Origin of the sequence: Geodermatophilus dictyosporus, assembly GCF_900115505.1 — a bacterium.
GTDB classification, from domain to species: Bacteria; Actinomycetota; Actinomycetes; order Mycobacteriales; family Geodermatophilaceae; genus Geodermatophilus; species Geodermatophilus dictyosporus.
Genome location: NZ_FOWQ01000010.1, coordinates 194,799 through 217,614, shown reverse-complemented (window position 1 = coordinate 217,614; position 22,816 = coordinate 194,799). Strand labels below are relative to the sequence as shown.

The window sequence follows — 22,816 nt, the reverse complement described above, 5'->3', positions numbered from 1 at the left end:
GTCACCGCCGCACGGCGGTGACCACGAGGTTGTCCACGTAGCTGCGGGCGCCGCGGTCGAACGCCCCCGTGCAGGTGACCAGGCGGAGGACGTCCTCGGTCGTGGCGCCGAAGACGGCAGCGGTCGGGAACTCGTCCTTGGGCACCTGCTCACGACCGGTGACCTCGTACCGAGCCACCGACCCGTCGGCCACGGTGACCTCGACGACGTCGCCGGCGCGCAGGTCGTGCAGGTCGTGGAAGACGGCCGGGCCGGCGGTCGAGTCCACATGCCCGAGCAGGACCGTCGGCCCCCGTGCCCCGGGCCGGCCGCCTCCGGTGAACCAGCCGACCCGGTCGGGGTCGGCGGGCACCTCGGCGGTCCCGTCGGGCAGCAGCCCCAGGGCGAGCAGGTCGCCGGCCACCCCGAGCGCAGGGACCGAGACGGCGACCGGCTCGGGCACGGTGGTCGGGTCGACGACGGCCGGGCCTCCCCCCACCGGCGGTGCCGCGGACGCGGACGTGGCGGGGGGTGGCGTGGCGGAGGGCGGCGCAGCCCCGGACCCGGGACCGTCCGGGGAGCTGCAGCCGGCCAGCAGCACGGCGGCCACCAGCCCGGCGAGCCCGGGTCCGGGGCGCACGGGTCAGGCGCCGGTCGTGGCGCGGCGGCGCAGCGCGACCGTGCCCGCGGTGGCCAGGGCGCCCAGGCCGGCGACGGACAGCAGCGCAGTGCGGACCAGGGAGTCCTCCGCCGTCCCGCCGGCTCCGGTCTCCACGCCGCCGGCCGGGACGGCGGTCAGCTGCCCGCGCACGGCGCCGGCCGGGTTGGCCGTGGTGTGGGTGTCGGTGGCGAAGGCCGACGGGTCGGCCTCGATCTCGGCGAGGGTGAAGCCCTCGCCGGTGTCGGTCCCGTCCGTCACCACCCCGGTGGTGAAGGGCCCCTGCAGGCAGCCGCTGCTGACCAGCCGTCCCGTGCCGTCGTCCTCGGGGTTCGGGAGGGCGATCCGCGGCGGCCCGGGCTGACCGGCGGCAGCCTGGTGGATGTGCGTCGCGGTCTTGGCCGGGCTCTGGAACGGCGGCGTGACGCCGGAGAGGGTGATCTCGTAGCAGATGATCTCCAGGTCGGAGTTGATCCGGTAGGTGAAGGTGCCGGATGCGCCCGGCGTGCCCGGCGTCGGGACGCCGTCGGGGTCGACGACCTGGTCCGGAGCGGCCATGGCGGTGAAGGCGCTGGTGAAGGTGGCCGGCTCGGCCACCTCCGTCTCGGCCGACGCGGCACCCCCGCCGGTCAGGACGACGGCGCCGGCGACGCCCGTGACGAGGGTGGTGCGGGCGAGGGTCGAGCGGAGTGGGGACACGGGGTGCTCCTCGGTGTGCGGGGCGTCGGGTGTCAGGGGTACGCACCCGACCCGGTCCGCGTTCACCTCCCGGACGTGCTGAACGCGGGGAGCGCCGGCCCCGTACCCCCTCGTGCACGGCGCCCGGCCAGCGGGCGCCGTCCACCTCACGAGGGGACCTGCGCATGCGATCCACGACCCTGCGCGCCGGCACCGTTGCCGGCGCCTCGGCGTTCGCCCTGCTCCTGCTCGCCGCGACCCCGGCCGCGGCCGGCGGCGGCTCGGGCGGCTCGGGCGGCTCGAGCGGCAGCACCGTCACCACCACGGCCGACGGCGGTGCCGGCTCCCTGCGCGCGGCCGTGCAGGCGGCCAACGCGGCTGGCTCCGGCACGATCGTGCTCTCCCCGCGCACCTACCGCCTGGCGCTGGCCGGCACCGACGACGCCGCCGCGGTCGGCGACCTCGACGTCACCGGGCACCTGGTGGTCGAGGGCCGCGGGGCCACGGTCGACGCCGCGCGCCTCGACCGGGTGTTCGACGTCCGCCCGGGCGCCTCGCTCACCCTGCGTCAGGTCACCGTCACCGGCGGCGTGGCCCCCGGCCAGCCGGGCACCACCGGCGGCGCCTCCGGCGGCGGCGTCCTCAACGCCGGCACGCTCGCCGTCGAGCGCAGCACGGTCACCGGCAACTCCGCTCCCCGCGCCGGCGGCGGCATCGAGGCGATCGCCGGCTCGACGACGACGGTCACCCGCTCGACGCTGTCGCACAACGACACCGGCCCGAACCCCGGCAACGGCGGCGGCCTGCACCTGACCGGCGCCGGCACCGTGCACGTCGACCGCAGCCACGTGGTCGGCAACACCGCGGCGTCCGAGGGCGGCGGGCTGTGGAACTCCGCGGCCGGCACGATGACGGTCAGCAGCAGCACCGTCAGCGGCAACACCGCCGGCGGCGATGCGGCCGACAACGGCGGCGGCGGGCTGTTCAACGACGGCGGGCGCCTCACCGTGGAGCGCAGCGAGGTCCGCGACAACGTCGCCGACGGCGCGGCGGGCTCCGGCGGCGGGCTGCTCAACGACAGCGGGACGCTGACCGTCACCCGCACCGTGGTCGACGGCAACCGCGCCACCCGTGCCGGCGGCGGCATCGAGGCCGACACCGGGACGACGACGCTGGACCGCACCGCCCTCACCGGTAACCACACCGGGGCCAACCCGGGCAACGGCGGCGGCCTGCACCTCACCGGCGCGGGCACCGTGCGGATCGACCGCGGCACGGTGACCGGCAACAGCGCCGACAACGAGGGCGGCGGGCTGTGGAACTCCGAGCCCGGGTCCATGACGGTCACCCGCACGGAGATCTCCGGCAACCGTGCCCCGGTGGGCCCGGACGTGTTCCAGGACGGCGCGGGCACCAGCTTCACCGTGGACGGGCAGCGGGTGCCGGGCGAGGCCTGACCCGCCCCGCGCAGGGGGGCGCCGGCCACGGGGCGGCGCCCCCCTGTCGTGTCCCGGGGCCGTGTCCGGAGGCCGCGTCGGGAGACCGCGTCAGAAGTCCGAGCGGGCCACCACGTCGCCGTCGGCGTCGACCACCTCGAAGCCCACGGCGTCGGCCCGCAGCACCGAGGAGTTGAGGTTGCAGTCCAGCGGCTGCGGGCCCACGCCCAGGAACTCCCCGGCCGGGACCTCGACGCCGTCCTCGGTGGTCACCGCGACCCGGTGGACCTCCCCGGCGGCGAACCCGCGGCCCGACAGCTTGACCTCCACGCCCCAGGTGTGCGGCACCAGGTCGGCGCGCGCCTCGACGTCGGGCGCCACCGCCTGCACGGTCACCGGCTCCAGAGGCGGCGGGTCGGGCACCGGGCGGGCCAGCCAGCCGGTCACGGCACCGGCCGCCGCGATCCCGGCGGCGGCCGCTCCCAGGGCGACCCGGCGGCGGACCGCCGCCCGCCGCAGGGGCACCACCCGGCGCTCCTCCTCCGCGATGCGGGCGAGCACCGCGGCACCCAGGCCCGGCGGGGGCGTGGGCGTCCCGTCCAGCGCGTCGGGGTCGACGGCGGCCAGCCGCGCCGCCAGCGGCGCGATCTCGGCCAGCTCGGCGCGGCACTCGGCGCAGCCGTCGAGGTGGGCGCGCACGCGCGCGGCCTCGGCCGGCTCCAGGTGCCCCAGGGCGTGGGCACCCAGCAGCTCCCGCAGCTCCCGGTGCTCGTCCCTCACGGCTCGACCCCCATCTCGTCCAGGGCCAGGCGCAGCGCCTTGAGCCCGTAGAACACCCGGCTGCGCACCGTCCCGACCGGCACGCCCAGCTCCGCGGCCACCTCGGCGTACGGCCGGCCGCGCAGGTGCGTCTGCACGATCGCCGAACGGTGCTCCTCGCTGATCCGGCGCAGCGCCTCCTCGACCACCCAGGCGTCGACCAGCCGCGCGTCGTCGGCGTCGACCGCCGGGGCGTCGGAGTCGCCGACGTCGGTCAGCTGCCGCTGCCACGGGCGGACGGCGAAGCGCCGCGCCTCGTCGACGACGACGTTGCGCGCGATGGCGAACAGCCAGGTCCGCAGGCTGGCCAGCTGTGGATCGTAGGAGCCCGACGCCCGCCAGGCGCGCAGGAACACCTCCTGGACGACGTCCTGCGCCGCCCCGCCGTCGCCGAGCTGGCGCAGCGCGAAGCGGTAGAGCTCCGGGCCGTGCGCGGCGTAGGCCGCCTGCACGTCCAGTGGCGCCGCGGGCGTCCGTGCGTGCCGTCCCATCCGCGCCCTCCCGGTCTCCGGCCCCGTCGGCAGGGGCGTACGGCTGCCGCGCCCGGCCGGTTCAGCGCACCACGTCGACCGGCTCGATGCCCTCCTCCGCGGGCAGGTCGAAGCCCCACACCTGCGCGTAGAACGACAGCTCGCCGTCCAGGGCGGCGCGGATGTTCTCCGCCCGCCGGAAGCCGTGCTGCTCGCCCTCGAACAGCAGGTAGGCGTGCGGCACGCCCTTCGCGCGCAGCGCCGCCACCAGCACCTCGGCCTGCTGCGGCGGGACGACGCGGTCCTCGGTGCCCTGGAACACCGCCAGCGGGGTGTCCAGGGCGTGCACGTGGGTGATCGGCGAGCGCTCGGCGTAGACGTCGGCGCCCTCCGGCCACGGCGCCACCAGCCCGTCGAGGTAGCGGGACTCGAACTTGTGGGTGCCGGCGGCCAGCGCGGCGAGGTCGGCCACCCCGAAGTGGCTGGCGCCGGCGGTGAAGGTCCCCGGCCGCAGCACCAGCGCGGCCAGCGTCGTGAACCCGCCGGCCGAGCCGCCGCGGATGGCGGTGCGGGCCGGGTCCACGCGGCCGGTGCCGACGAGGTGGCGGGCGCAGGCGACGACGTCGTCGAGGTCGACCACCCCCCACCGCCCCCGGAGGGCCTCGCGGTAGCGGCGGCCGTGGCCGGTGGAGCCGCGGTGGTCGACGTGCGCCACGCAGAACCCGCGGGAGGTGAAGTACTGGACCTCGAGGTCGAGCGTCCGGTCGTGGGCCGACGTCGGGCCGCCGTGCACCATGACCAGCAGCGGCGGCAGCTCGCCGTCCGGGGCGCGGACCTGCGGGTTGGCCGGCGGGTAGACCGCGGCGTGCGCCTCGGCGACGCCGGTGCCGCGGTCCTCGGTCGGGAAGGTCACCTCGACCGGCCGGGACAGCCAGGCCGGGTCCAGGCCGAGGTCGCGCGCCGGGCGCAGCACCTCGGCGTCCCCGCCGCCGGGGTCCACCCGCAGCACCACCGGCTCGCTCGCCGGCCCGCCCGCCGCGCACACCACCGCGCCGCCCTGCGCGCGCAGCTGGGTGAGCGAGGTGTGCGGCAGGGCCAGCTCCCGGAGGTCGCCGCCGGGGGAGAGGACGGCCAGCCGGTCGGCGCCGTCCCGGGGGACGGCCAGCGCGACGCGGCCGCCGGGCAGCGGGACGGCCCGGCTGGCGCCGAAGCGCCACTGGGGCCGGGCGAGGTCGGCACCGGTGTCGAGCACCGGCTCGAGGTCGCCGCCCGGCCGCCACCGCCACAGCGCCCAGACGTCGGTGCGGTCGCAGAACAGCAGCAGCGAGCCGTCGGTGTCCCAGGTCGGCTGCACCACCGACTCGCCCGGCCCCCCGGCGACCACGGTCTCGCCGCCGTCCGCGGCCCGGACCACCAGCCGGGCGGCGTCCCAGGGCATGTCCGGGTGGTCCCACTGCAGCCAGGCCAACCGGCCGTCCGGGCCCGGCCGCGGGTCGGAGACGAAGTCCGGGCCGCTCACCAGCACCGTCTCGCTCCCGTCGGGGCCGATGCGCACCACCTCGTCGACCACGTCGGCCGCGGCCCCCGAGGCGGTGTGCGTCTCCCGGACGGCGAGCAGGCCGCCGTCGCCGGTGGGCGTGAGGTCGGCGTACCGGACGCCGGAGGGGAGCTCCGGCTCCGGCGTGAGGGCGACCGGCGCGGCGTCGCCCGGCGCCAGCCGGTACAGCCGCTGGTCGTCGAAGGAGGCGAACCACAGCACGCCCCCGGCCACCGTCCACGCCCCGCCGCCGTACTCGTGCACGCGGGTGCGCGCGTCCCACGGGGGAGGGAGCACGTCGGTGACCGTGCCGTCGGCCGACCGGCGCAGCAGGGCCGAGCGGCCGCCCTCGGCCGGCCGCGACTCCGACCACCAGACGTCGTCGCCGTCGACGAGCACCTCGCCCAGCCGGGCGGCGGCGCGCACGACGAGCTCGGAGGTCACCGGGGTGGGCCAGCCGCCGTGCGGCAGGGGCGGGGGAGTGGGCATGCGCCCGACCGTAGGCGGGGGACACGACGTGCGCGCCTGCCTGGGAGGAGGCGGCCCGGCGGCTACCGTCGACGCATGCCTGCCCGTACCACGCCCTCGCGCCGCCCGGCCGGGTCGGCCTCCAAGGGCCGGTCCGGGTCGAGCGCCGCGGGCAAGCGGCCGGCCGCCCGCCCGCCCGCCCGCAACGGCAACCGCAAGCCGCCCGCCCGCAAGTCCGCCCAGCAGGGGCCGGGCGCGGCCGCCGCCGTCTGGCGCGCCACCGCCGGCGCCTGGTCGCTGCTGGCCCGTGGCGCCGGCGGCCTGGCCCGCTCGGTCGCCCGCCCCGACGAGGCCGAGCCGCTGGCCCCCGAGCACCGCCGCGACGGCGCGGGCCTGGCCGTGCTCGGCCTGGCCGTCGTCCTCGGCGCGGCCGCCTGGTTCGACGGCATCGGCCCGGTCGGTGCCGGCCTCGCCGACGGCGTGCGCTGGGTCGTCGGAGCCCTGCTGGTCGTGCTGCCGGCCGTCCTGTTCCTGGCCGCCCTGCGGCTGCTGCGGCGCGGTCCCCGCCCGGAGGAGCGCGGCCGGCTCGCGATCGGCTGGCTGTGCGCGGTCGTGTCGGTGCTGGGCATCGCCTCGGTGGTCGGCGACGCCGGCGCCCCGCTGGAGGGCCGGCCGGGCACCGGCGGCCTGGTCGGCTGGGCGGTGGGCACCCCGCTGACCGCGGGCCTGGGCGCCGTCGTCGCGGTCCTCCTGCTGTCCCTGCTGGCCGTCTTCGCCGTCCTCGTGCTCACCGCCACGCCGCTGCACCAGGTGCCCGAGCGGCTGCGCGCCTTCGTCGACCGGACCACCGGCCGCACCGACGAGGACTGGGACGACGCCGACGGGTACGACGACGAGGACGTCGAGGAGGAGCCCGTCCGGCCGCGCCGCTCCAAGCGCGCCGCGCTGTCCGAGGCCCTGTCCGAGGACGCCTCCGACCTCACCACCACCGGCCCGATCGACCACGTCCCGGCCGTCGACGTCCGCGACGCCGTCCGGGTGGAGCCCGCGCCCGACCCCGTGCCGGCCCCCTCGCAGCGCCGGGCGCCGGTCGTCGACCGCACCGCGCCGCCGGAGGACCTGGCGCCGGTCACCGAGCCCGAGCAGCTGCGCATCGAGCCGGTGGAGGGCGAGTACACCCTGCCGTCGGTGTCGCTGCTGCGCCCGGGCACGCCGCCGCGCAAGGAGTCGCAGGCCAACAACGCCGTCGTCGAGGCCATCCGCGGGGTCCTCGAGCAGTTCAACGTCGACGCCGACGTCACCGGCTACACGCGCGGTCCGACGGTGACCCGCTACGAGGTGGAGCTGGGCCCGGCGGTGAAGGTCGAGAAGATCACCGCGCTGACCCGCAACCTGGCCTACGCCGTCGCCAACGACAACATCCGCATCCTCGCGCCGATCCCCGGCAAGTCGGCGGTGGGCATCGAGGTGCCCAACGCCGACCGCGAGACGGTCAGCCTCGGCGACGTCATGCGCTCGCAGACCGCCAAGCAGGACCCGCACCCCATGGTGGTCGGTCTCGGCAAGGACATCGAGGGCGGCTTCGTCACCGCCAACCTGGCGAAGATGCCGCACCTGCTGGTGGCCGGTGCCACCGGCGCCGGCAAGTCCTCGTGCATCAACTCGCTGCTGACCTCGCTGCTGCTGCGCTCCACGCCCGAGCAGCTGCGGATGATCCTGGTCGACCCGAAGATGGTCGAGCTGACGCCCTACGACGGCATCCCGCACCTCATCACGCCGATCATCACCGACCCGAAGAAGGCCGCGACCGCGCTGGCCTGGCTGGTCGAGGAGATGGAGCAGCGCTACCAGGACATGCGGGCCACCGGCGTCCGGCACATCGACGACTTCAACCGCAAGGTCGAGCGCGGGGAGATCACCGCGCCGCCCGGCAGCGAGCGGGTCTACCGGCCCTACCCCTACATCCTGGCGATCGTCGACGAGCTCGCCGACCTCATGATGGTCGCCCCGCGCGACGTCGAGGAGTCGATCGTCCGGATCACCCAGAAGGCGCGCGCGGCCGGCATCCACCTGGTGCTGGCGACCCAGCGGCCCTCGGTCGACGTCGTCACCGGCCTGATCAAGGCCAACGTGCCCTCCCGGCTGGCGTTCTCCACGTCCAGCCTCACCGACAGCCGGGTCATCCTCGACCAGCCCGGCGCGGAGAAGCTCATCGGCATGGGCGACGCGCTGTTCATGCCGATCGGCGCCGGCAAGCCGCAGCGGCTGCAGGGCGCCTACGTGTCCGACGCCGAGATCGAGGCGGTCGTCGAGTTCACCAAGCGGCAGGCCGAGCCGGAGTACCGCGAGGAGGTCTTCAGCGCGGCCGCCGCCGGTGAGCAGCAGAAGGAGGTCGACGAGGACATCGGCGGGGACCTCGACCTGCTGTGCCAGGCCGTCGAGCTCGTCGTCACCAGCCAGTTCGGGTCGACGTCGATGCTGCAGCGCAAGCTGCGGGTCGGCTTCGCCAAGGCCGGCCGGCTCATGGACCTCATGGAGACCCGCGGCGTGGTGGGCCCGTCGGAGGGCTCCAAGGCGCGCGACGTGCTCATCAAGCCCGACGAGCTCGAGTCGGTGCTGTTCACGCTGCGCGGCGGGACGCTGCCCGCGGGCGAGGAGTGAGCGCCTGCGGGGGAGCTCACCCGCGCCGAGGACCGGAGCCGTTGCGGGCAGCACCTACGATGGTGCGGTGACAGCTCCGCCCAGCCCTGCCCGGACCGTGGCGGTGGTGACCCTGGGGTGCGCCCGCAACGAGGTCGACTCCGAGGAGCTGGCCGGCCGCCTGGCCGCCGGCGGCTACGAGCTGGTCGACGACGCCGAGGGCGCCGACGCCGTCCTGGTCAACACCTGCGGGTTCATCGAGTCGGCCAAGAAGGACTCGGTCGACGCCATCCTGGCCGCCACCGACTCCGGCGCCGAGGTCGTCGCCGTCGGCTGCATGGCCGAGCGCTACGGCTCCGAGCTCGCCGGCTCCCTGCCCGAGGCCACCGTCCTCGGCTTCGACGACTACACCACCATCGGCGACCGGCTCGACGACGTCCTGGCCGGCCGGCCCCTGGTGCCGCACACCCCGCGCGACCGCCGCACGCTGCTGCCGATCAGCCCGGTGGCCCGGACCGCCGCCGCCACGGCCGCCGAGGCGCCGGCCATCCCCGGCCACGGCTGGGTGCAGCGCCGCCGGCTGGCCGCCGGGCCCACCGCCGCGCTCAAGCTGGCCTCGGGCTGCGACCGCCGCTGCGCCTTCTGCGCCATCCCCACCTTCCGCGGCTCCTTCGTCTCCCGGCCGCCGGCCGAGGTGCTCGGCGAGGCGCGGTGGCTGGCCGGGCAGGGCGTCACCGAGCTGGTGCTGGTCAGCGAGAACTCCACCTCCTACGGCAAGGACCTCGGCGACCTGCGCTCGTTGGAGCGCCTGCTGCCGCAGCTGGCCGCGGTCGAGGGCATCGCCCGGGTGCGGGTCGCCTACCTCCAGCCGGCCGAGCTGCGGCCCGGCCTGCTCGAGGTCATCGCCACCACCGAGGGCGTCGCCCCCTACTTCGACCTGTCCTTCCAGCACTCCTCGCCCGGGCTGCTGCGCCGCATGCGCCGCTTCGGCGGCACCGACGACTTCCTCGCCCTCGTCGAGCGGGCCCGCTCGCTGGCCCCGGAGGCCGGGTTCCGCACCAACGTCATCCTCGGCTTCCCCGGCGAGACCGTGGACGACGTCGACGAGCTCGAGCGCTTCCTCACCGGGGCCCGGCTCGACGCCGTCGGGGTGTTCGGCTACTCCGACGAGGAGGGCACCGAGGCGATCGGCCTGCCCGGCAAGCTCGACCGGGCCGAGATCGACGCGCGCGTCCGCCGGATCACCGACCTGGTCGAGGAGCTGACCGCGCAGCGCGCCGAGGAGCGCGTCGGCTCCCGCGTCGAGGTGCTGCTCACCGAGGACCTCTCCGGCGAGGAGGGCCCCGGCGTCTGGCACGGCCACGCCGCCCACCAGGACCCCGACGCCGACGGCACCACCACGGTCACCGGCGTCCCCGACGACGCCCGCCCCGGGCAGCTGGTGGCCGCCGAGGTGGTCGGCACCGAGGGCGTCGACCTGGTGGCCACCGTGCTCGCGCCGGTCCCGGCCGGCCGGTGAGGGACTGCTGAGCGCCGTGGCACCCGACCCGGCGGCCACCCCGCCGCAGACGGCCCGGCTGGTCAACCTGCCTAACGCGCTGACCGTGCTGCGGCTGGCCGTCGTCCCGGTGTTCGCCGTCCTGCTGCTGTCCGACGGCGGGATGGACGACGACCGGCGGGTGTGGGCCACGGTGGTCTTCGTCCTGGCGATCATCACCGACCGCTACGACGGGCTCATCGCGCGGCGCACCGGGCAGGTCACCGAGTTCGGCAAGCTCGCCGACCCCATCGCGGACAAGGCGCTGACCGGCACCGCGCTCATCGGCCTGTCGGTGCTCGGGCTGCTGCCCTGGTGGGTGACCCTGGCGATCCTCGTGCGCGAGGTCGGCGTCACCCTGCTGCGCTTCTGGGTCATCCGGCACGGGGTCATCGCCGCCAGCCGCGGCGGCAAGGCCAAGACCGTCGTCCAGGCGCTGGCCATCGGCCTGTACACCCTGCCGCTGGAGGGCCTGCTGGCCAGTGCCCGCTGGTGGGTCATGGCCGCCGCGCTGGTGCTCACCCTGGTCACCGGCGTCGACTACGTCCACCGCGCGCTCACCCTGCGGCGGACCAGTGCCCGCGCCGCCCGCGCGGCCGCCGCGCGGCGCGCCGCCGGGCAGCGCACCGACGCGCCCGACGCCGCCTGAGGACGGCCGCCCCGGGGCCGCGGCGGGCGGAACGTCCGGGCCGACCTCGGTGTTACGCCATGAGCGGACGCGGCCCTGCCGGCTCGGTGACCGGCCGGCCCGCCGCGTACCGTGGGCGCACGGCACCGGCCGGTGCCGCCGCTTCCCCCTCGCCAGACAGGAGACGGCCATGACGCTGCTGCGCACCCAGCTCGGGCAGACCCTGCGCGGTCACCGGCTGCGCCAGCGGCGGACGCTGCGCGACGTCTCCGGCGCCGCCCGGGTGAGCCTGGGCTACCTCTCGGAGGTCGAGCGGGGCCAGAAGGAGGCCTCCTCCGAGCTGCTCGCCTCCATCTGCGACGCCCTCGACGTCGAGCTGGCCGACCTGCTGGCCGAGGTCAGCACCGAGCTGCGCGGCCCCGACCGCCGCGTGCGCCCGCTCGTCCCCGCCGCCGGCGTCCCGGCCGGCGCCGCTGCCACCGAGCAGCCGGCCGCGGAGCAGGTCGCCGTGCCGGCAGCCGCCGAGCCCGCGGCCGCCGAGCCGGCGCTGGCCCTGGTGGGCGCCACCACGCGCGCCGCGCACCGCGCCGGCTCCGCGGTCTCGCTCGCCGCCTGACGCCACGCCGGAGCCGGGTGTCGTCACCCGGCGCCGCGCGACCGGGGACCGTCCGTGGCAGGGTGTCGTAGGGACCACCCACCACCGGTGGTGGGCTGCACGAGGCCAGCAACGGAGGTCGCGCCGTGCGGTACCTGTTCCGCCCACCGGGCACCGAGGGGGCGGCGCTGCTCGCCCTGCCCTGGCACCAGCCGCTGGAGGAGTGGGACCCGAGCCTGCTGCTCGAGGTCCCGCAGCGCGGCATCTCCCGGCACGTGGTGCGCTTCGTCGCCGAGCAGGGCCGGGTCTTCGCGCTCAAGGAGATCGCCGAGCCGCTCGCCCGGCACGAGTACGCCCTGCTCGGCGAGTTCGAGGCGGAGGGCCTGCCGGCGGTCTCGGTGCTGGGCATCTGCGTGGACCGGCCCGACGGCCAGGACGCCATCCTGGTGACCCGGTACCTCGAGTACTCGATGTCCTACCGGTACCTGTTCTCCCGGCCCAGCGCCCGGCAGTCGGTCGACCAGCTCACCGACACCCTGGTGGTGCTGCTCGTGCGGCTGCACCTGGCGGGGGTCTTCTGGGGCGACTGCTCGCTGTCGAACACCCTCTTCCGGCTCGACGCCGGGGCGCTCGCCGCCCACCTGGTCGACGCCGAGACCGCCGAGCGCCACCCGCAGCTCTCCCGCGGCCAGCGGCACTACGACCTCGACCTCGCCCGCGAGCGGGTGGGCGCCGAGCTCCTCGACCTCCAGGCCGGCGAGCTGCTGCCCCAGGGCGTCGACCCGATCGAGGTCGCCGACAGCCTGCCGGTGCGCTACGACCGGCTGTGGGAGGAGGTCACGCACGAGGAGCTCTTCCGCGCCGAGGAGCAGCGCTACCGGGTGGCCGACCGGCTGCGGCGGCTCAACGACCTCGGCTTCGACGTCGGCGAGGTCGAGCTGGTGACCTCCGACGAGGGCGCCCGGCTGCGCGTCGAGACGCGCGTCTCCGCGCCCGGGCAGCACCGGCGGGAGCTGTTCCGGCTCACCGGCCTGGAGGTCCAGGAGAACCAGGCGCGGCGGCTGCTCAACGACCTGCGCACCTTCCGCGCCTACCTCGAGCAGAAGACCGGGGCGCCGGTGTCCGAGGCGGTGGCCGGGGCGCAGTGGCTGGCCGAGGTCTACCAGCCGGTGATCGACGCCATCCCGCCCGACCTCGCCGGCCGCCTGGCGCCGGCCGAGGTGTTCCACGAGGTGCTCGAGCACCGGTGGTTCCTCTCCGAGCAGGCCGGCCGGGACGTCGGTACGACGGCGGCGGCGAAGTCCTACCTGCGCAACGTCCTGCCGGCCACGCCGGAGGAGCTCACGACGCCGTCGGTGATCGCCAACCGGCCCTGATCCGCCCGGCACGCCGACACCCTGGTCACACGGCGGACACGACCGGGTTGCGGCGGTCTGTGGCCTGCGCCACGGTACGAGGGCGGTGATCGTCGAGCTCGCCGGATCGGAGGCGATCGGTCTTGTCCTTCGCACAACGACGGAGTCCGGGGGTCGGGGGGCGTCGCCGTCCCGGCCGAACGCCACGAGGGCGGTCGCGACGCGTCCTGGGGGGCGCCGCGAGCGCCCTCGTGGTGGCGTCCACGCTGGCCGCCTGCGGCGGCGGGGGCGGGGACTCCGCCACGCCGGTGCTCAACTGGTACATCAACCCCGACTCGGGGGGGCAGGCGGCGATCGCGGAGCGGTGCTCGGCGGAGTCGAACGGGGCCTACCAGATCGAGGTGTCCCAGCTCCCCCGTGACTCGCCCGCCCAGCGGGAGCAGCTGATCCGCCGGCTGGCGGCGAACGACGCCTCGATCGACCTCATGAGTCTCGACGTGGTGTTCCCGCCGGAGTTCGCCCAGGCGGACTTCCTGGCTCCGGTCCCGGAGGACGTCGCCCAGGAGGTCACCGAGGGCGTGTTCCAGGGTGCGGTGGACTCCGCCACCTGGAACGACGAGCTGGTCGCGGTCCCCTTCTGGTCCAACACCCAGCTCCTCTGGTACCGGAAGTCGGTGGCGGAGGCGGCCGGGCTCGACATGAGCCAGCCGGTCACCTGGGACCAGCTGATCGAGGCCGCGGAGGGCCAGGGCAAGCTGCTGAGCGCCCAGGGCAGGCGGTCGGAGTCCCTGATGGTGTGGTTCAACGCCATGCTGGAGTCCGCCGGCGGCCAGTACATCGAGGAGAGCGGGGAGAGCCCCGACGACATCCAGTTCGGGCTGTCCACCCCCGAGGCGGACCGCGCCTCCGAGGTCATGGCCGCCGTCGCCAACTCCTCCGCGGTGGGCGCGGGCTTCACCACGGCCAGCGAGGACACCAGCGCGACGGAGTTCGAGAGCGACGACGCCGGCTTCATGGTGAACTGGCCGTTCGTCTACGCCCAGGCCCTGAGCAAGGTCGAGGCGGGCACCCTGGACCAGTCGGTGCCCGACGACTACGGCTGGGCGCTCTACCCCGCCGTCGACGAGGGCACGCCGAGCGCGCCTCCCCTCGGCGGGATCGACATCGCCGTGTCGGCGTTCAGCCCGAACCCCGACCTCGCCTACGAGGCGGTCACCTGCATCGTCCAGGACGAGAACCAGGCCGAGTACATGGTGACCAACGGCAACCCGGCGTCGTCGATCGCGGTCTACGACGACCCCGAGGTGCAGGAGGCATACCCGATGGCCGACACCATCCGGGAGTCCCTGGAGCTGGCGGCCTCCCGCCCGCTGACGGCCTACTACAGCGAGGTCCTGGGGTCCTTCCTGCGCGAGTTCCACCCGCCGGGCTCGGTGAACGACCAGACCGGTGAGCGCACGGAGACACTCACCCGAGCAGTCCTGTCAGGAGAGCAGCTGCTATGACGCAGACCACCCTCCCGCCGGTCGAGAAGACCCAGCCGGTCTCCTCACCCCGCGGGACGATCAGCGACCGGTCCCGGGCCGAGCGCAAGCTCGGCTGGCTGCTCGCCGGCCCGGCCTTCCTGGTCATGCTGCTGGTGACCGCCTACCCCATCGTCCAGGCGGTCTACTACTCGCTGTTCAGCTACCGGCTGACCGACCCCGAGAACCGGTCCTTCGAGGGGCTCGGCAACTACTGGGTGATCCTCACCGACGCGGTGTGGTGGCAGTCGATCCTCGTCACCGTGATCATCACGGTGATCACGGTGGCCGTCGAGCTGGTGCTCGGCTTCGCCCTGGCCATGGTCATGGCGAAGGCGCTCAGCTCGATCCGCCCCGTCGTCCGGGCCGCCATCCTGATCCCCTACGCGGTGATCACGGTCGTGTCGGCCTTCGCCTGGGCGTTCGCCTTCCGGATCAGCACCGGCTTCGTCAACACCTGGTTCGCCTGGCTGCCGGGCGTCAGCGACACCACCGACTGGTTCGGTGGGCAGGCCTCCTCGCTCTTCGTGATCTGCATAGCCGAGATCTGGAAGACCACCCCGTTCATCTCGCTGCTGCTCCTGGCCGGCCTCGCCCAGGTGCCCGACGTGCTCCAGGAGGCGGCCAAGGTCGACGGCGCGACGGCCTGGCAGCGGCTGTGGAAGGTGACCATCCCGAACATGAAGGCCGCGATCATGGTCGCGCTGCTGTTCCGGACCCTGGACGCGTTCCGGATCTTCGACAGCATCTTCATCATGACCGCGGGCGCGAACAACACCGAGTCGGTCTCGTTCCTCGCCTACCGGCAGACGATCTCCCGCGTGGAGATCGGCCTCGGCTCGGCCGTCTCCGTGCTGCTCTTCCTGTCGGTGGTGCTCATCGCCTTCAGCTTCATCAAGGGGTTCAGGGTCGACCTGGCCCAGGCACGAGGAGACCGCTGATGTCGACCAAGCAGAAGACCTGGTGGTGGATCGGCGGGGTGCTGATCGTCGTCTACTGCCTGTTCCCGATCGCCTGGATCCTCTCGCTGTCCTTCAAGACGACGGCGGACCTCGCGAACAAGCAGTTCCTGCCGTCGGCCTGGACGTGGGAGAACTACACGACGATCCTCACCGGCACGGCGAGTGACCTGTTCCTGCCGGCGCTGCGGAACAGCTTCGGGATCTGCCTGATCGCGACGTTCATCTCGTGCGTCCTGTCGATGTTCGCCGCGTACGCGATCGCCCGGCTGGACTTCCCCGGCAAGAAGCTGATCCTCGGCACCGCGCTGGCCGTGGCGATCTTCCCGGTGATCTCGATCGTCACGCCGCTGTTCAACCTGTGGCGGCAGATCGGGCTGTACGACACCTGGCCCGGCCTGATCATCCCGTACCTGTCGCTCACGCTGCCGATCTCCATCTGGACCATGTCCGCCTTCTTCCGGGAGATCCCGTGGGAGATGGAGCAGGCAGCCCAGGTCGACGGCGCGACGACCTGGCAGGCCTTCCGCAAGGTGATCGTCCCGCTCGCCGCACCCGGCGTGTTCACCACGGCGATCATCGCGTTCTTCATCGCCTGGAACGACTTCGCGTACGGCATCTCGCTGACCTCGACCAGCCGCGCACGCCCCGTCCCCGCAGCCCTCGGCCTGTTCTCCGGGGCCTCCCAGTTCCAGGACCCGACCGGGGCCATCGCCGCGGCGGCGGTGATCGTCACCATCCCCGTCGTCGTCCTGGTGCTCATCTTCCAGCGGCGCATCGTCGCCGGCCTCACCAACGGCGCGGTCAAGGGCTGACCCGCCGTGCTCCCCACCCCACTTCCGTCCGAAGGGGACGAGATCTGATGGCCTCCATCGAGATGCGCAACATCGTCAAGCAGTACGGCGACGGCTACCCGGCGGTGAACGACGTCAGCCTGGACATCGCCGACGGCGAGTTCATGATCCTGGTCGGCCCGTCCGGCTGCGGGAAGTCCACGCTGCTGCGGATGATCGTCGGGCTGGAGGACATCACCAGCGGCGACATGGTCATCGGCGGCAAGCGGGTCAACGACCTCGCCCCGCGCGAGCGCAACCTGTCGATGGTCTTCCAGAACTACGCCCTGTACCCGCACATGACGGTGTACGAGAACATCGCCTTCCCGCTGCGGCTGTCCAAGACCCCGGACGACGAGGTCCGCCGCCGGGTGACCGAGGCCTCCGACGTGCTCGAGCTCAAGGAGCACCTCGAGCGCAAGCCGGCCAACCTCTCCGGTGGCCAGCGGCAGCGGGTGGCGATGGGCCGGGCGATCGTCCGCCAGGCCGAGGCGTTCCTCTTCGACGAGCCGCTGTCGAACCTCGACGCCAAGCTGCGCGGGCAGATGCGCACCGAGATCTCCCGGCTGCAGCGCCGGCTGGGCATCACCACGGTCTACGTCACCCACGACCAGACCGAGGCCATGACCCTCGGCGATCGGGTCTGCGTCCTGCGCAAGGGCAAGATCCAGCAGGTCGCCTCGCCGCGGGAGCTCTACGAGCAGCCGGTCAACCTCTTCGTCGCCGGGTTCATCGGCTCGCCGCCGATGAACTTCCTGCCCGCGACGCTGGAGGGCACCACGCTCTCCACGCCGTTCGGGCCCATCGCCCTCGACGAGCAACGAGCCACGGCCGTCCGCGGCCGGGACCTGCTGCTGGTGGGCATCCGGCCGGAGTACTTCGAGGACGCGAGCCTGGTCGACGAGGCCAAGCGGCCGCTCGGGTCGGTGTTCCGGGCCCGCGTCGACGTCACCGAGTGGCTCGGCGACTCGCAGTACGCCTACATCCCCTACGAGGCGCCGGAGACGATCACCGCCCAGCTGCGCGACCTCTCCCGGGAGCTGGACTCCGAGGAGCTGCGGACCCAGGCGATCGTGTCCATCGACTCCACCAGCCGCATCCGGGAGGGCCGGGAGGCGGAGTTCTGGCTCGACAGCCGCAAGGTGCACGTCTTCGACCCGCAGACCGGGGAGAACCTCACCCGCGACGCGGAGGCCGGCGCCCGGCTGACGCAGATGGCCACCGAGGACCGGGTGGACCAGGTGCAGCACGCGCAGGCGTCCGGCCAGACCGTCTCCGGTCAGAGCTCCGGGGCGCACCGGGCCGGCGCCGTCTGAGCAAGGACCTCCCTGCCCCCCACCACTCGCAGGCTCGCGGCGGGCCCCTGCAGGGAGGCCGCCGTCCGGCCGCACCGACGAGGGACGGGGGAGGAGTGGTGGACGACCGCCGTCCGTGGTGGCGGACGGCGGTCGTCTACGAGGTCTACCTGCGCAGCTTCGCCGACTCCGACGGCGACGGGGTGGGCGACATCGGTGGCCTGCGCAGCCGGCTGCCGTACCTGGTGGACCTCGGGGTGGACGCCGTCTGGATCACCCCCTGGTACCCCTCGCCGATGGCCGACGGCGGCTACGACGTCACCGACCACCGGGACATCGACCCCCGCTACGGCACGCTGGCCGACGCCGACGCGCTGCTCGACGAGGCGCACGAGCGCGGGCTGCGCGTCGTCGTCGACCTGGTCGCCAACCACACCTCCGCGGAGCACCCCTGGTTCCGGTCGGCCCTGGCCGGCGGCCGGGAGGCGCCGGAGCGGGCCCGCTACTTCTTCCGCGACGGGCGCGACGGCGGTCGGCTGCCACCCAACGACTGGATCAGCGCCTTCGGCGGCCCGGCGTGGACACGGGTCCGCGAGCCCGACGGCCGGCCCGGCCAGTGGTACCTGCACCTGTTCGCACCCGAGCAGCCCGACCTGGACTGGGACCACCCGGCCGTGCAGGAGGAGTTCGACGGCGTCGTCCGCTTCTGGCTCGACCGCGGCGTCGACGGCATCCGCGTCGACGCCGCGCCGGCCATGGCCAAGGTGCCGGGGCTGCCCGACGCCGGGCACGCCGCGGACGCGACCTTCGACAGCGCCGGCTGGGTGGACAACCCGCACTGGGACGTCGACGCGGTGCACGAGGTCTTCCGGCGGTGGCGGCGCACCGCCGACGGCTACGACGGCGACCGGCTGCTCGTGTCGGAGGCGGTGGTGCGGGGACCCGAGCGGCTGAGCCGCTACGTCCGCCCCGACGAGCTGCACACCACCTTCAACTTCGACTACCTGCGCGCGCCGTGGGACGCCCGGGCGATCCGGGCGGCCGTCGACGGGACGCTGGCCGCCCTCGCCCCGGTCGGGGCCCCGGCGACGTGGGTCCTCTCCAGCCACGACGAGACGCGGCACCTCACCCGCTTCGGCCGGGCGAGCAGCGGGGCGGCCACCATGGGGTTCGACGCGCTCGGCGCGCCGGTCGACCTCGCCCGGGGACGGCGCCGCGCGCGGGCCGCCGCGCTGCTGACCCTGGCCCTCCCGGGTGGCGCCTACCTCTACCAGGGCGAGGAGCTCGGCCTGCCCGAGGTCGAGGACCTCCCGGAGGACGCCCTGCAGGACCCCACGTGGGAGCGCTCGGGCCGCACGGCCCGCGGCCGGGACGGCTGCCGGGTCCCGCTGCCGTGGTCCGGGCAGGGCCCGCCGTACGGCTTCGGCCCCGGCGACGGCCAGCCGTGGCTGCCGCAGCCGCCGTCGTGGCGCGAGCTCAGCGTCGCCGCCCAGCAGGACGACCCGGCGTCGACGCTGTCCCTCCACCGGTCGGCGCTGCGGCTGCGCCGGGAGCTGCTCACCGACGAGCCGCTGACCTGGCTCGACCTCGGCGACGACGTCCTGGCCTTCGAGCGGGGCGCGGCGCTCCGCTGCGTCGTCAACCTCTCCGCGCGGCCGGTCCCGCTCGCCGGGCTGGGGCGGTCGCTGCTGACCAGCGAGGACCTCGGCGCCGACCTGCCGCCGGACACCGCCGCCTGGCTGGCGCCTGGCTAGCCCCCGGCCCGCTCGGCCGCGCGCTGCCCGCGGGCCGCGGCCAGCTCGGCGGCGGTGGGCGGGTCCGCGCCCACGCGGGTGCAGTTGAGCGCGGCGACCAGCGCGGCGTCGTCGACCACGCGGACCAGCTCGTCGTCGGCGAGCTGCCCGAGGGCGGCGCGTGAGGTGACGCCGCTGCCGAGCAGCCCCGCGAACAGCCCCGCGGCCAGCGAGTCGCCGGCGCCCACGGTGTCGGCCACGGTCACCCGCGGCGGCTCGCGGTGCAGCAGCGCGCGGCCCGGCCGCGCCACCCGCAGCGGCGCGCCGCCGTCGGTGAGCAGCACCAGCGCCGGTCCGCGGTCGGCCCAGGCCTGCGCGGTGCCGTCGAGGTCGGCGGCCGCGTCGGGGTCGAGCCACGCCAGGTCCTCGGCGCTGACCTTGACCACGTCGGCGACGGCGAGCAGCCGGTCGAGCCGCGCGCGGACGGCCCCGGGGTCGTTGCCCAGCGAGGCACCCACCGGGCCGCCGGCCAGCATCGGCCGCAGGTTGGGGTCGACGCTGAGCAGCGCGCTCCCGGCGAGGCGCTCGGCGAGCCGGGCGATGGCGTCGCACCCCGGGGGGGTCCACGAGGAGATCGACCCGACGTGCAGCACCGCGGTCCCCGCGGGCAGGACGGCGGACAGCTCCTCGTCGGTCCACTGCCAGTCGGCGGCGCCCTGGACGTGGAAGCCGTAGTCGGGGGAGCCGGTCTCGTCGAGGCCGACGACGGCCAGGCTCACCGGCTCGACGGCGTCCACCACGCCGGTGAGGTCGACGCCGGAGAGCTCGGCGTGCCGGCGCAGCGGCGCGGCGAGCGGGCCGGTGCCCAGCCGGGCCAGCAGGGACACCCGGGTGCCCAGCCGGCCGGCGGCGACGGCGACGTTGAGGGCGTTGCCGCCGGGACGGGCGACGTAGCGCGGCGCGGTGCCCTCCGGCCCGGCGTCGGCCGAGGCATCGGGCAGCAGGTCGACGACGAGCTCGCCGAGGACGGTGAGGACGGGCGCTCCGGTGGCCACCTCCCCGACCCTAGGACCCCCGGGCCCGGCGCACCCGGTGGTCCCCGGACGGAGGATCCGGGTGGTCCCTGTTGGCCGGGGTACCGGTCCTCCTGGGACGATGGCCCCCGAGGACCCCCGCCGCGTGCGGTGGTCGGCCAGATGGCGGCGCCCGGCGCGCCGGAGCAGGAGGAAGCCGTGCCCAACCCGTTCGTCAAGCTCTGGCGGTACCTCACCGCGTCGGCCAACGCCCAGATCGACCAGCGGGCCGACCCGAAGATCCAGATCGCCCAGGCCATCGAGGCCGAGCAGCAGCGGCACCAGGCGCTGGCCAACCAGGCCGCCGCCGTCCTGGGCAACCAGCGGCAGCTGGAGATGCGGCTCAACCGGCAGCTGGGCGAGGTGGAGAAGCTGCAGGCCTCCGCGCGGCAGGCGCTCGTGCTGGCCGACCAGACGCGCTCGCGGGGCGACGCGGCCAAGGCCGCCGAGTACGAGCAGGCCGCGCAGGCCTTCGCCACCCAGCTGGTGGCCGCCGAGCAGGCGATGGAGGACCTCAAGCGCAGCCACGACGAGGCGCTGCAGGCCGCCGAGCAGGCGCGCGGCGCCGTCGAGCAGAGCCGCATGCGGCTGCAGACGACGCTGGCCGAGCGCACCAAGCTGATGAGCCAGCTGGAGCAGGCCAAGATGCAGGAGCACGTGGCCGCCTCGATGCGCCAGGTCAACGAGCTGTCCGCGCCGGGCAACACGCCGAGCCTGGCCGAGGTCCGCGACAAGATCGAGGCCCGCTACGCCAACGCGCTCGGCCAGGCGGAGCTCGCGCAGAGCTCGGTGGAGGGCCGGATGCTCGAGGTGCAGAAGGCCACCCTCGACGTCGCCGGCGCCTCCCGCCTCGAGCAGATTCGCGCGGCCATGGGCGGGGGCGGCACCGGCCCGCAGGCGGTCGAGGGCGGCACCGGTGCGGCCGGCGCGATCGGCCCGGGCGTCCCGTCGTTCGAGAAGACCGAGCAGCCGGCGCAGCGACCCGAGCAGGCCTGAGGCGACGACTCGCGGGCCCGGCCACCGGTTGGTGACCGGGCCCGTGGCGCCTCAGTGCGCGCCGGGCAGCGGCGGCGGGTGGTCCGGCTCGCCGGTGCGCGCGGCCGGGTCGACGGGGGCGTCGGTGGCCTGGCAGGTCGGGCACCAGTAGGTGATCCGCTCCTGCAGGTCCGGACCCTGGTCGCCGCGCAGGATCGGTGTGCCGCAGCGGTAGCAGGGCTTGTCCTTGCGGCCGTAGACCCAGTGGTCGCGGCCGCGGCGCAGGTCGCCGGTGGTGCTCTGCTCGGGCCGGTCGCGGTTGGCCAGCATCAGCCCGCGGGTGCGCTCGACCAGGCCGGGCAGGTCCTCGACGTCGGCCACCCGCATCCAGGGGTGCACGCCGCAGACGAACAACCCCTCGACCTTGTACAGGTTGCCGGGGCCGCAGAGGTTGCGCTGGTCGAGGACCGCGACGCCGATCTGCTCGTCGGGGTGCGACCGCAGCCGGCGCAGCGCCTCCTCGAGGTCCCAGTCGGGGCCGAGGACGTCGGGTCCGAGGTGGCCGACGACGGAGTCCTCGTGCGCGGTGCGCACCAGGGCGACGTCGTGCAGCCGGTAGCCGACGCAGTCCCACCGGTCGGTGGCCAGGACGGCGCGGATCGAGAACGACGGGCCCCCGCGCCAGCGCGCGCCCTTGCGGTAGATGTGCCAGCTGCCGTCCATCCGGTAGTGCGTGCGCAGCGTCCAGCCGTCGGTGAACCGGGTCAGCATGTGCTTGCCGCGCGGCACGACCTCCGCCACGGTGCGGCCGGTGAGGTCGGTGGCCGCCAGCTGGGGCACCCGGAGCTCGCCGCGGCGCAGCATCTGGCCGGCCAGCGCGGTGTTCATCCGCTTGGCCGCCAGCCAGACGGTGTCTCCCTCGGGCACGGCCCCAGTGTCCTCCGGCGGCATCCGCGGTGCCCGGGAGGCGGTGCAGGTCACGCCGCCGGTGGGATGACGGCGGTCCGCCGGTGCGCTGGTCCTCCCGTGCTGCGACGCGACCGCCCGACGAGCTCCCCGGTCACCGCGCCCGAGGCGGTGGAGGACACCGCCGAGCCGGTGACCGTGACGGTCGCCCGCGACGTGCGGGCCGACCAGCGCGAGGCCTTCGAGCGCTGGGCGGCCGACGTCCTCGGGCAGGCCGCGGAGTTCCCCGGCAACCTCGGCACCAGCCTGCTGCGGCCGGGTCCCGGGTCGACCCGCTACCACCTCGTCTACCGGTTCGCCGACGGCGAGTCGCTGGCCCGCTGGGAGCGCTCGGCTGAGCGGCGCGCCGCCCTGTCCCGCGTGGAGCACCTGACCGAGTCGGTCGACTACGCCCGGGTGGCCGGGCTGGACAGCTTCTTCACCGCCCTGACGCCGGCGCGGCCCGGCCCGCGGTGGAAGCTGACCGTGCTGACCACCGCGGCGGTCTTCGTCATCACGCTGGGCTTCCAGCTGCTGGTGAGCCCGCACGCGGCCTCGTGGCCCCTGCCGGCCCGGCTGCTGCTGTCGGCGGTCGTCGTGGTCGTGCTGCTCGGCCACGTCGTCATGCCACGGCTGACCCGCTGGTTCGCCCCCTGGCTGCGCCGCCGCCGGTGACGGGC

The 22,816-nt window shown here is 75.2% G+C and carries 20 protein-coding genes; 13 read left to right on the top strand and 7 right to left on the bottom strand.

Features of this window, described 5'->3' with window-relative positions:
• Position 1: 1 nt before the first annotated feature.
• Both BMZ33_RS20855 and BMZ33_RS20850 read right to left on the bottom strand, forming a co-directional pair.
• Positions 2–478 (bottom strand): class F sortase, encoded by a 477-nt coding sequence (locus BMZ33_RS20855; RefSeq protein WP_211202923.1) that lies wholly within the window; start codon positions 476–478, stop codon positions 2–4.
• A 144-nt stretch (positions 479–622) separates the two neighbouring features.
• Positions 623–1,336, bottom strand: a complete 714-nt coding sequence (locus tag BMZ33_RS20850; protein WP_169064659.1) for a CHRD domain-containing protein — start codon at positions 1,334–1,336, stop codon at positions 623–625.
• Positions 1,337–1,500: 164 nt separating this feature from the next.
• On the opposite strand from BMZ33_RS20850, the gene BMZ33_RS20845 reads away from it, so the two are divergent.
• Complete coding sequence (locus BMZ33_RS20845; RefSeq protein WP_091115941.1) at positions 1,501–2,772, top strand: right-handed parallel beta-helix repeat-containing protein; 1,272 nt, start codon at positions 1,501–1,503, stop codon at positions 2,770–2,772.
• A gap of 90 nt (positions 2,773–2,862) precedes the next feature.
• Here the strand turns inward: BMZ33_RS20845 and BMZ33_RS20840 are convergent, their stop codons facing one another.
• From BMZ33_RS20840 to BMZ33_RS20830, 3 genes are all read right to left on the bottom strand, one after another.
• On the bottom strand, positions 2,863–3,531 hold the full coding sequence (locus BMZ33_RS20840) for an anti-sigma factor family protein (RefSeq protein ID WP_091115937.1): 669 nt from the start codon (positions 3,529–3,531) through the stop codon (positions 2,863–2,865).
• Positions 3,528–4,061, bottom strand: coding sequence for a sigma-70 family RNA polymerase sigma factor (locus BMZ33_RS20835; RefSeq protein ID WP_091115933.1), 534 nt, complete (start codon positions 4,059–4,061; stop codon positions 3,528–3,530). Before BMZ33_RS20835 ends, BMZ33_RS20840 begins: the two co-directional genes overlap by 4 nt.
• A 61-nt stretch (positions 4,062–4,122) precedes the next feature.
• A complete protein-coding gene (locus BMZ33_RS20830) occupies positions 4,123–6,066 on the bottom strand; it encodes an alpha/beta hydrolase family protein (RefSeq protein WP_091115930.1) in 1,944 nt (647 codons plus the stop codon).
• A gap of 75 nt (positions 6,067–6,141) precedes the next feature.
• Here BMZ33_RS20830 and BMZ33_RS20825 point away from each other — a divergent pair, with 75 nt between their 5' ends.
• The 10 genes from BMZ33_RS20825 (at position 6,142) to BMZ33_RS20780 (ending at position 19,164) form a co-directional block, all read left to right on the top strand.
• Positions 6,142–8,706 (top strand): DNA translocase FtsK, encoded by a 2,565-nt coding sequence (locus BMZ33_RS20825; RefSeq protein ID WP_091115926.1) that lies wholly within the window; start codon positions 6,142–6,144, stop codon positions 8,704–8,706.
• 67 nt (positions 8,707–8,773) lie between these two features.
• The gene (gene rimO, locus BMZ33_RS20820) at positions 8,774–10,204 is read left to right on the top strand and encodes a 30S ribosomal protein S12 methylthiotransferase RimO (RefSeq protein WP_091115923.1); all 1,431 of its coding nucleotides are present in this window, start codon (positions 8,774–8,776) and stop codon (positions 10,202–10,204) included.
• A 16-nt stretch (positions 10,205–10,220) separates the two neighbouring features.
• The gene (gene pgsA / locus BMZ33_RS24560) at positions 10,221–10,871 is read left to right on the top strand and encodes a CDP-diacylglycerol--glycerol-3-phosphate 3-phosphatidyltransferase (protein ID WP_169064658.1); all 651 of its coding nucleotides are present in this window, start codon (positions 10,221–10,223) and stop codon (positions 10,869–10,871) included.
• A 169-nt stretch (positions 10,872–11,040) separates the two neighbouring features.
• Entirely contained in the window at positions 11,041–11,466 is a 426-nt protein-coding gene (locus BMZ33_RS20810) for a helix-turn-helix domain-containing protein (protein WP_091115917.1), read from the top strand.
• Positions 11,467–11,591: 125 nt separating this feature from the next.
• Positions 11,592–12,821, top strand: coding sequence for a DUF4032 domain-containing protein (locus tag BMZ33_RS20805; protein ID WP_091115913.1), 1,230 nt, complete (start codon positions 11,592–11,594; stop codon positions 12,819–12,821).
• A gap of 233 nt (positions 12,822–13,054) precedes the next feature.
• Positions 13,055–14,305: an extracellular solute-binding protein gene (locus BMZ33_RS20800; RefSeq protein ID WP_169064657.1), complete on the top strand. Its 1,251-nt coding sequence runs from the start codon at positions 13,055–13,057 to the stop codon at positions 14,303–14,305.
• The gene (locus BMZ33_RS20795; RefSeq protein ID WP_091115910.1) at positions 14,302–15,264 is read left to right on the top strand and encodes a carbohydrate ABC transporter permease; all 963 of its coding nucleotides are present in this window, start codon (positions 14,302–14,304) and stop codon (positions 15,262–15,264) included. Before BMZ33_RS20800 ends, BMZ33_RS20795 begins: the two co-directional genes overlap by 4 nt.
• Positions 15,264–16,097, top strand: a complete 834-nt coding sequence (locus BMZ33_RS20790) for a carbohydrate ABC transporter permease (RefSeq protein ID WP_091115906.1) — start codon at positions 15,264–15,266, stop codon at positions 16,095–16,097. Before BMZ33_RS20795 ends, BMZ33_RS20790 begins: the two co-directional genes overlap by 1 nt.
• A 47-nt stretch (positions 16,098–16,144) precedes the next feature.
• On the top strand, positions 16,145–17,431 hold the full coding sequence (locus BMZ33_RS20785; RefSeq protein ID WP_091115903.1) for an ABC transporter ATP-binding protein: 1,287 nt from the start codon (positions 16,145–16,147) through the stop codon (positions 17,429–17,431).
• A 98-nt stretch (positions 17,432–17,529) separates the two neighbouring features.
• A complete protein-coding gene (locus BMZ33_RS20780) occupies positions 17,530–19,164 on the top strand; it encodes a glycoside hydrolase family 13 protein (protein WP_169064656.1) in 1,635 nt (544 codons plus the stop codon).
• Here the strand turns inward: BMZ33_RS20780 and BMZ33_RS20775 are convergent.
• Positions 19,161–20,198 carry a carbohydrate kinase family protein gene (locus BMZ33_RS20775; RefSeq protein ID WP_091115898.1) on the bottom strand — a complete coding sequence of 346 codons (1,038 nt, stop codon included), beginning with the start codon at positions 20,196–20,198 and terminating at the stop codon, positions 19,161–19,163. The genes BMZ33_RS20780 and BMZ33_RS20775 overlap by 4 nt on opposite strands.
• Before the next feature lie 177 nt (positions 20,199–20,375).
• Between BMZ33_RS20775 and BMZ33_RS20770 the strand changes: the two genes are divergently transcribed.
• Positions 20,376–21,212, top strand: coding sequence for a PspA/IM30 family protein (locus BMZ33_RS20770; RefSeq protein WP_091116046.1), 837 nt, complete (start codon positions 20,376–20,378; stop codon positions 21,210–21,212).
• Positions 21,213–21,263: 51 nt separating this feature from the next.
• On the opposite strand, the gene BMZ33_RS20765 is transcribed toward BMZ33_RS20770, so the two are convergent.
• Positions 21,264–22,118 carry a DNA-formamidopyrimidine glycosylase family protein gene (locus tag BMZ33_RS20765; protein ID WP_091115895.1) on the bottom strand — a complete coding sequence of 285 codons (855 nt, stop codon included), beginning with the start codon at positions 22,116–22,118 and terminating at the stop codon, positions 21,264–21,266.
• Positions 22,119–22,217: 99 nt separating this feature from the next.
• Between BMZ33_RS20765 and BMZ33_RS20760 the strand changes: the two genes are divergently transcribed.
• Positions 22,218–22,811, top strand: a complete 594-nt coding sequence (locus BMZ33_RS20760) for an antibiotic biosynthesis monooxygenase (RefSeq protein WP_091115891.1) — start codon at positions 22,218–22,220, stop codon at positions 22,809–22,811.
• The last annotated feature ends 5 nt before the right edge of the window (positions 22,812–22,816 follow it).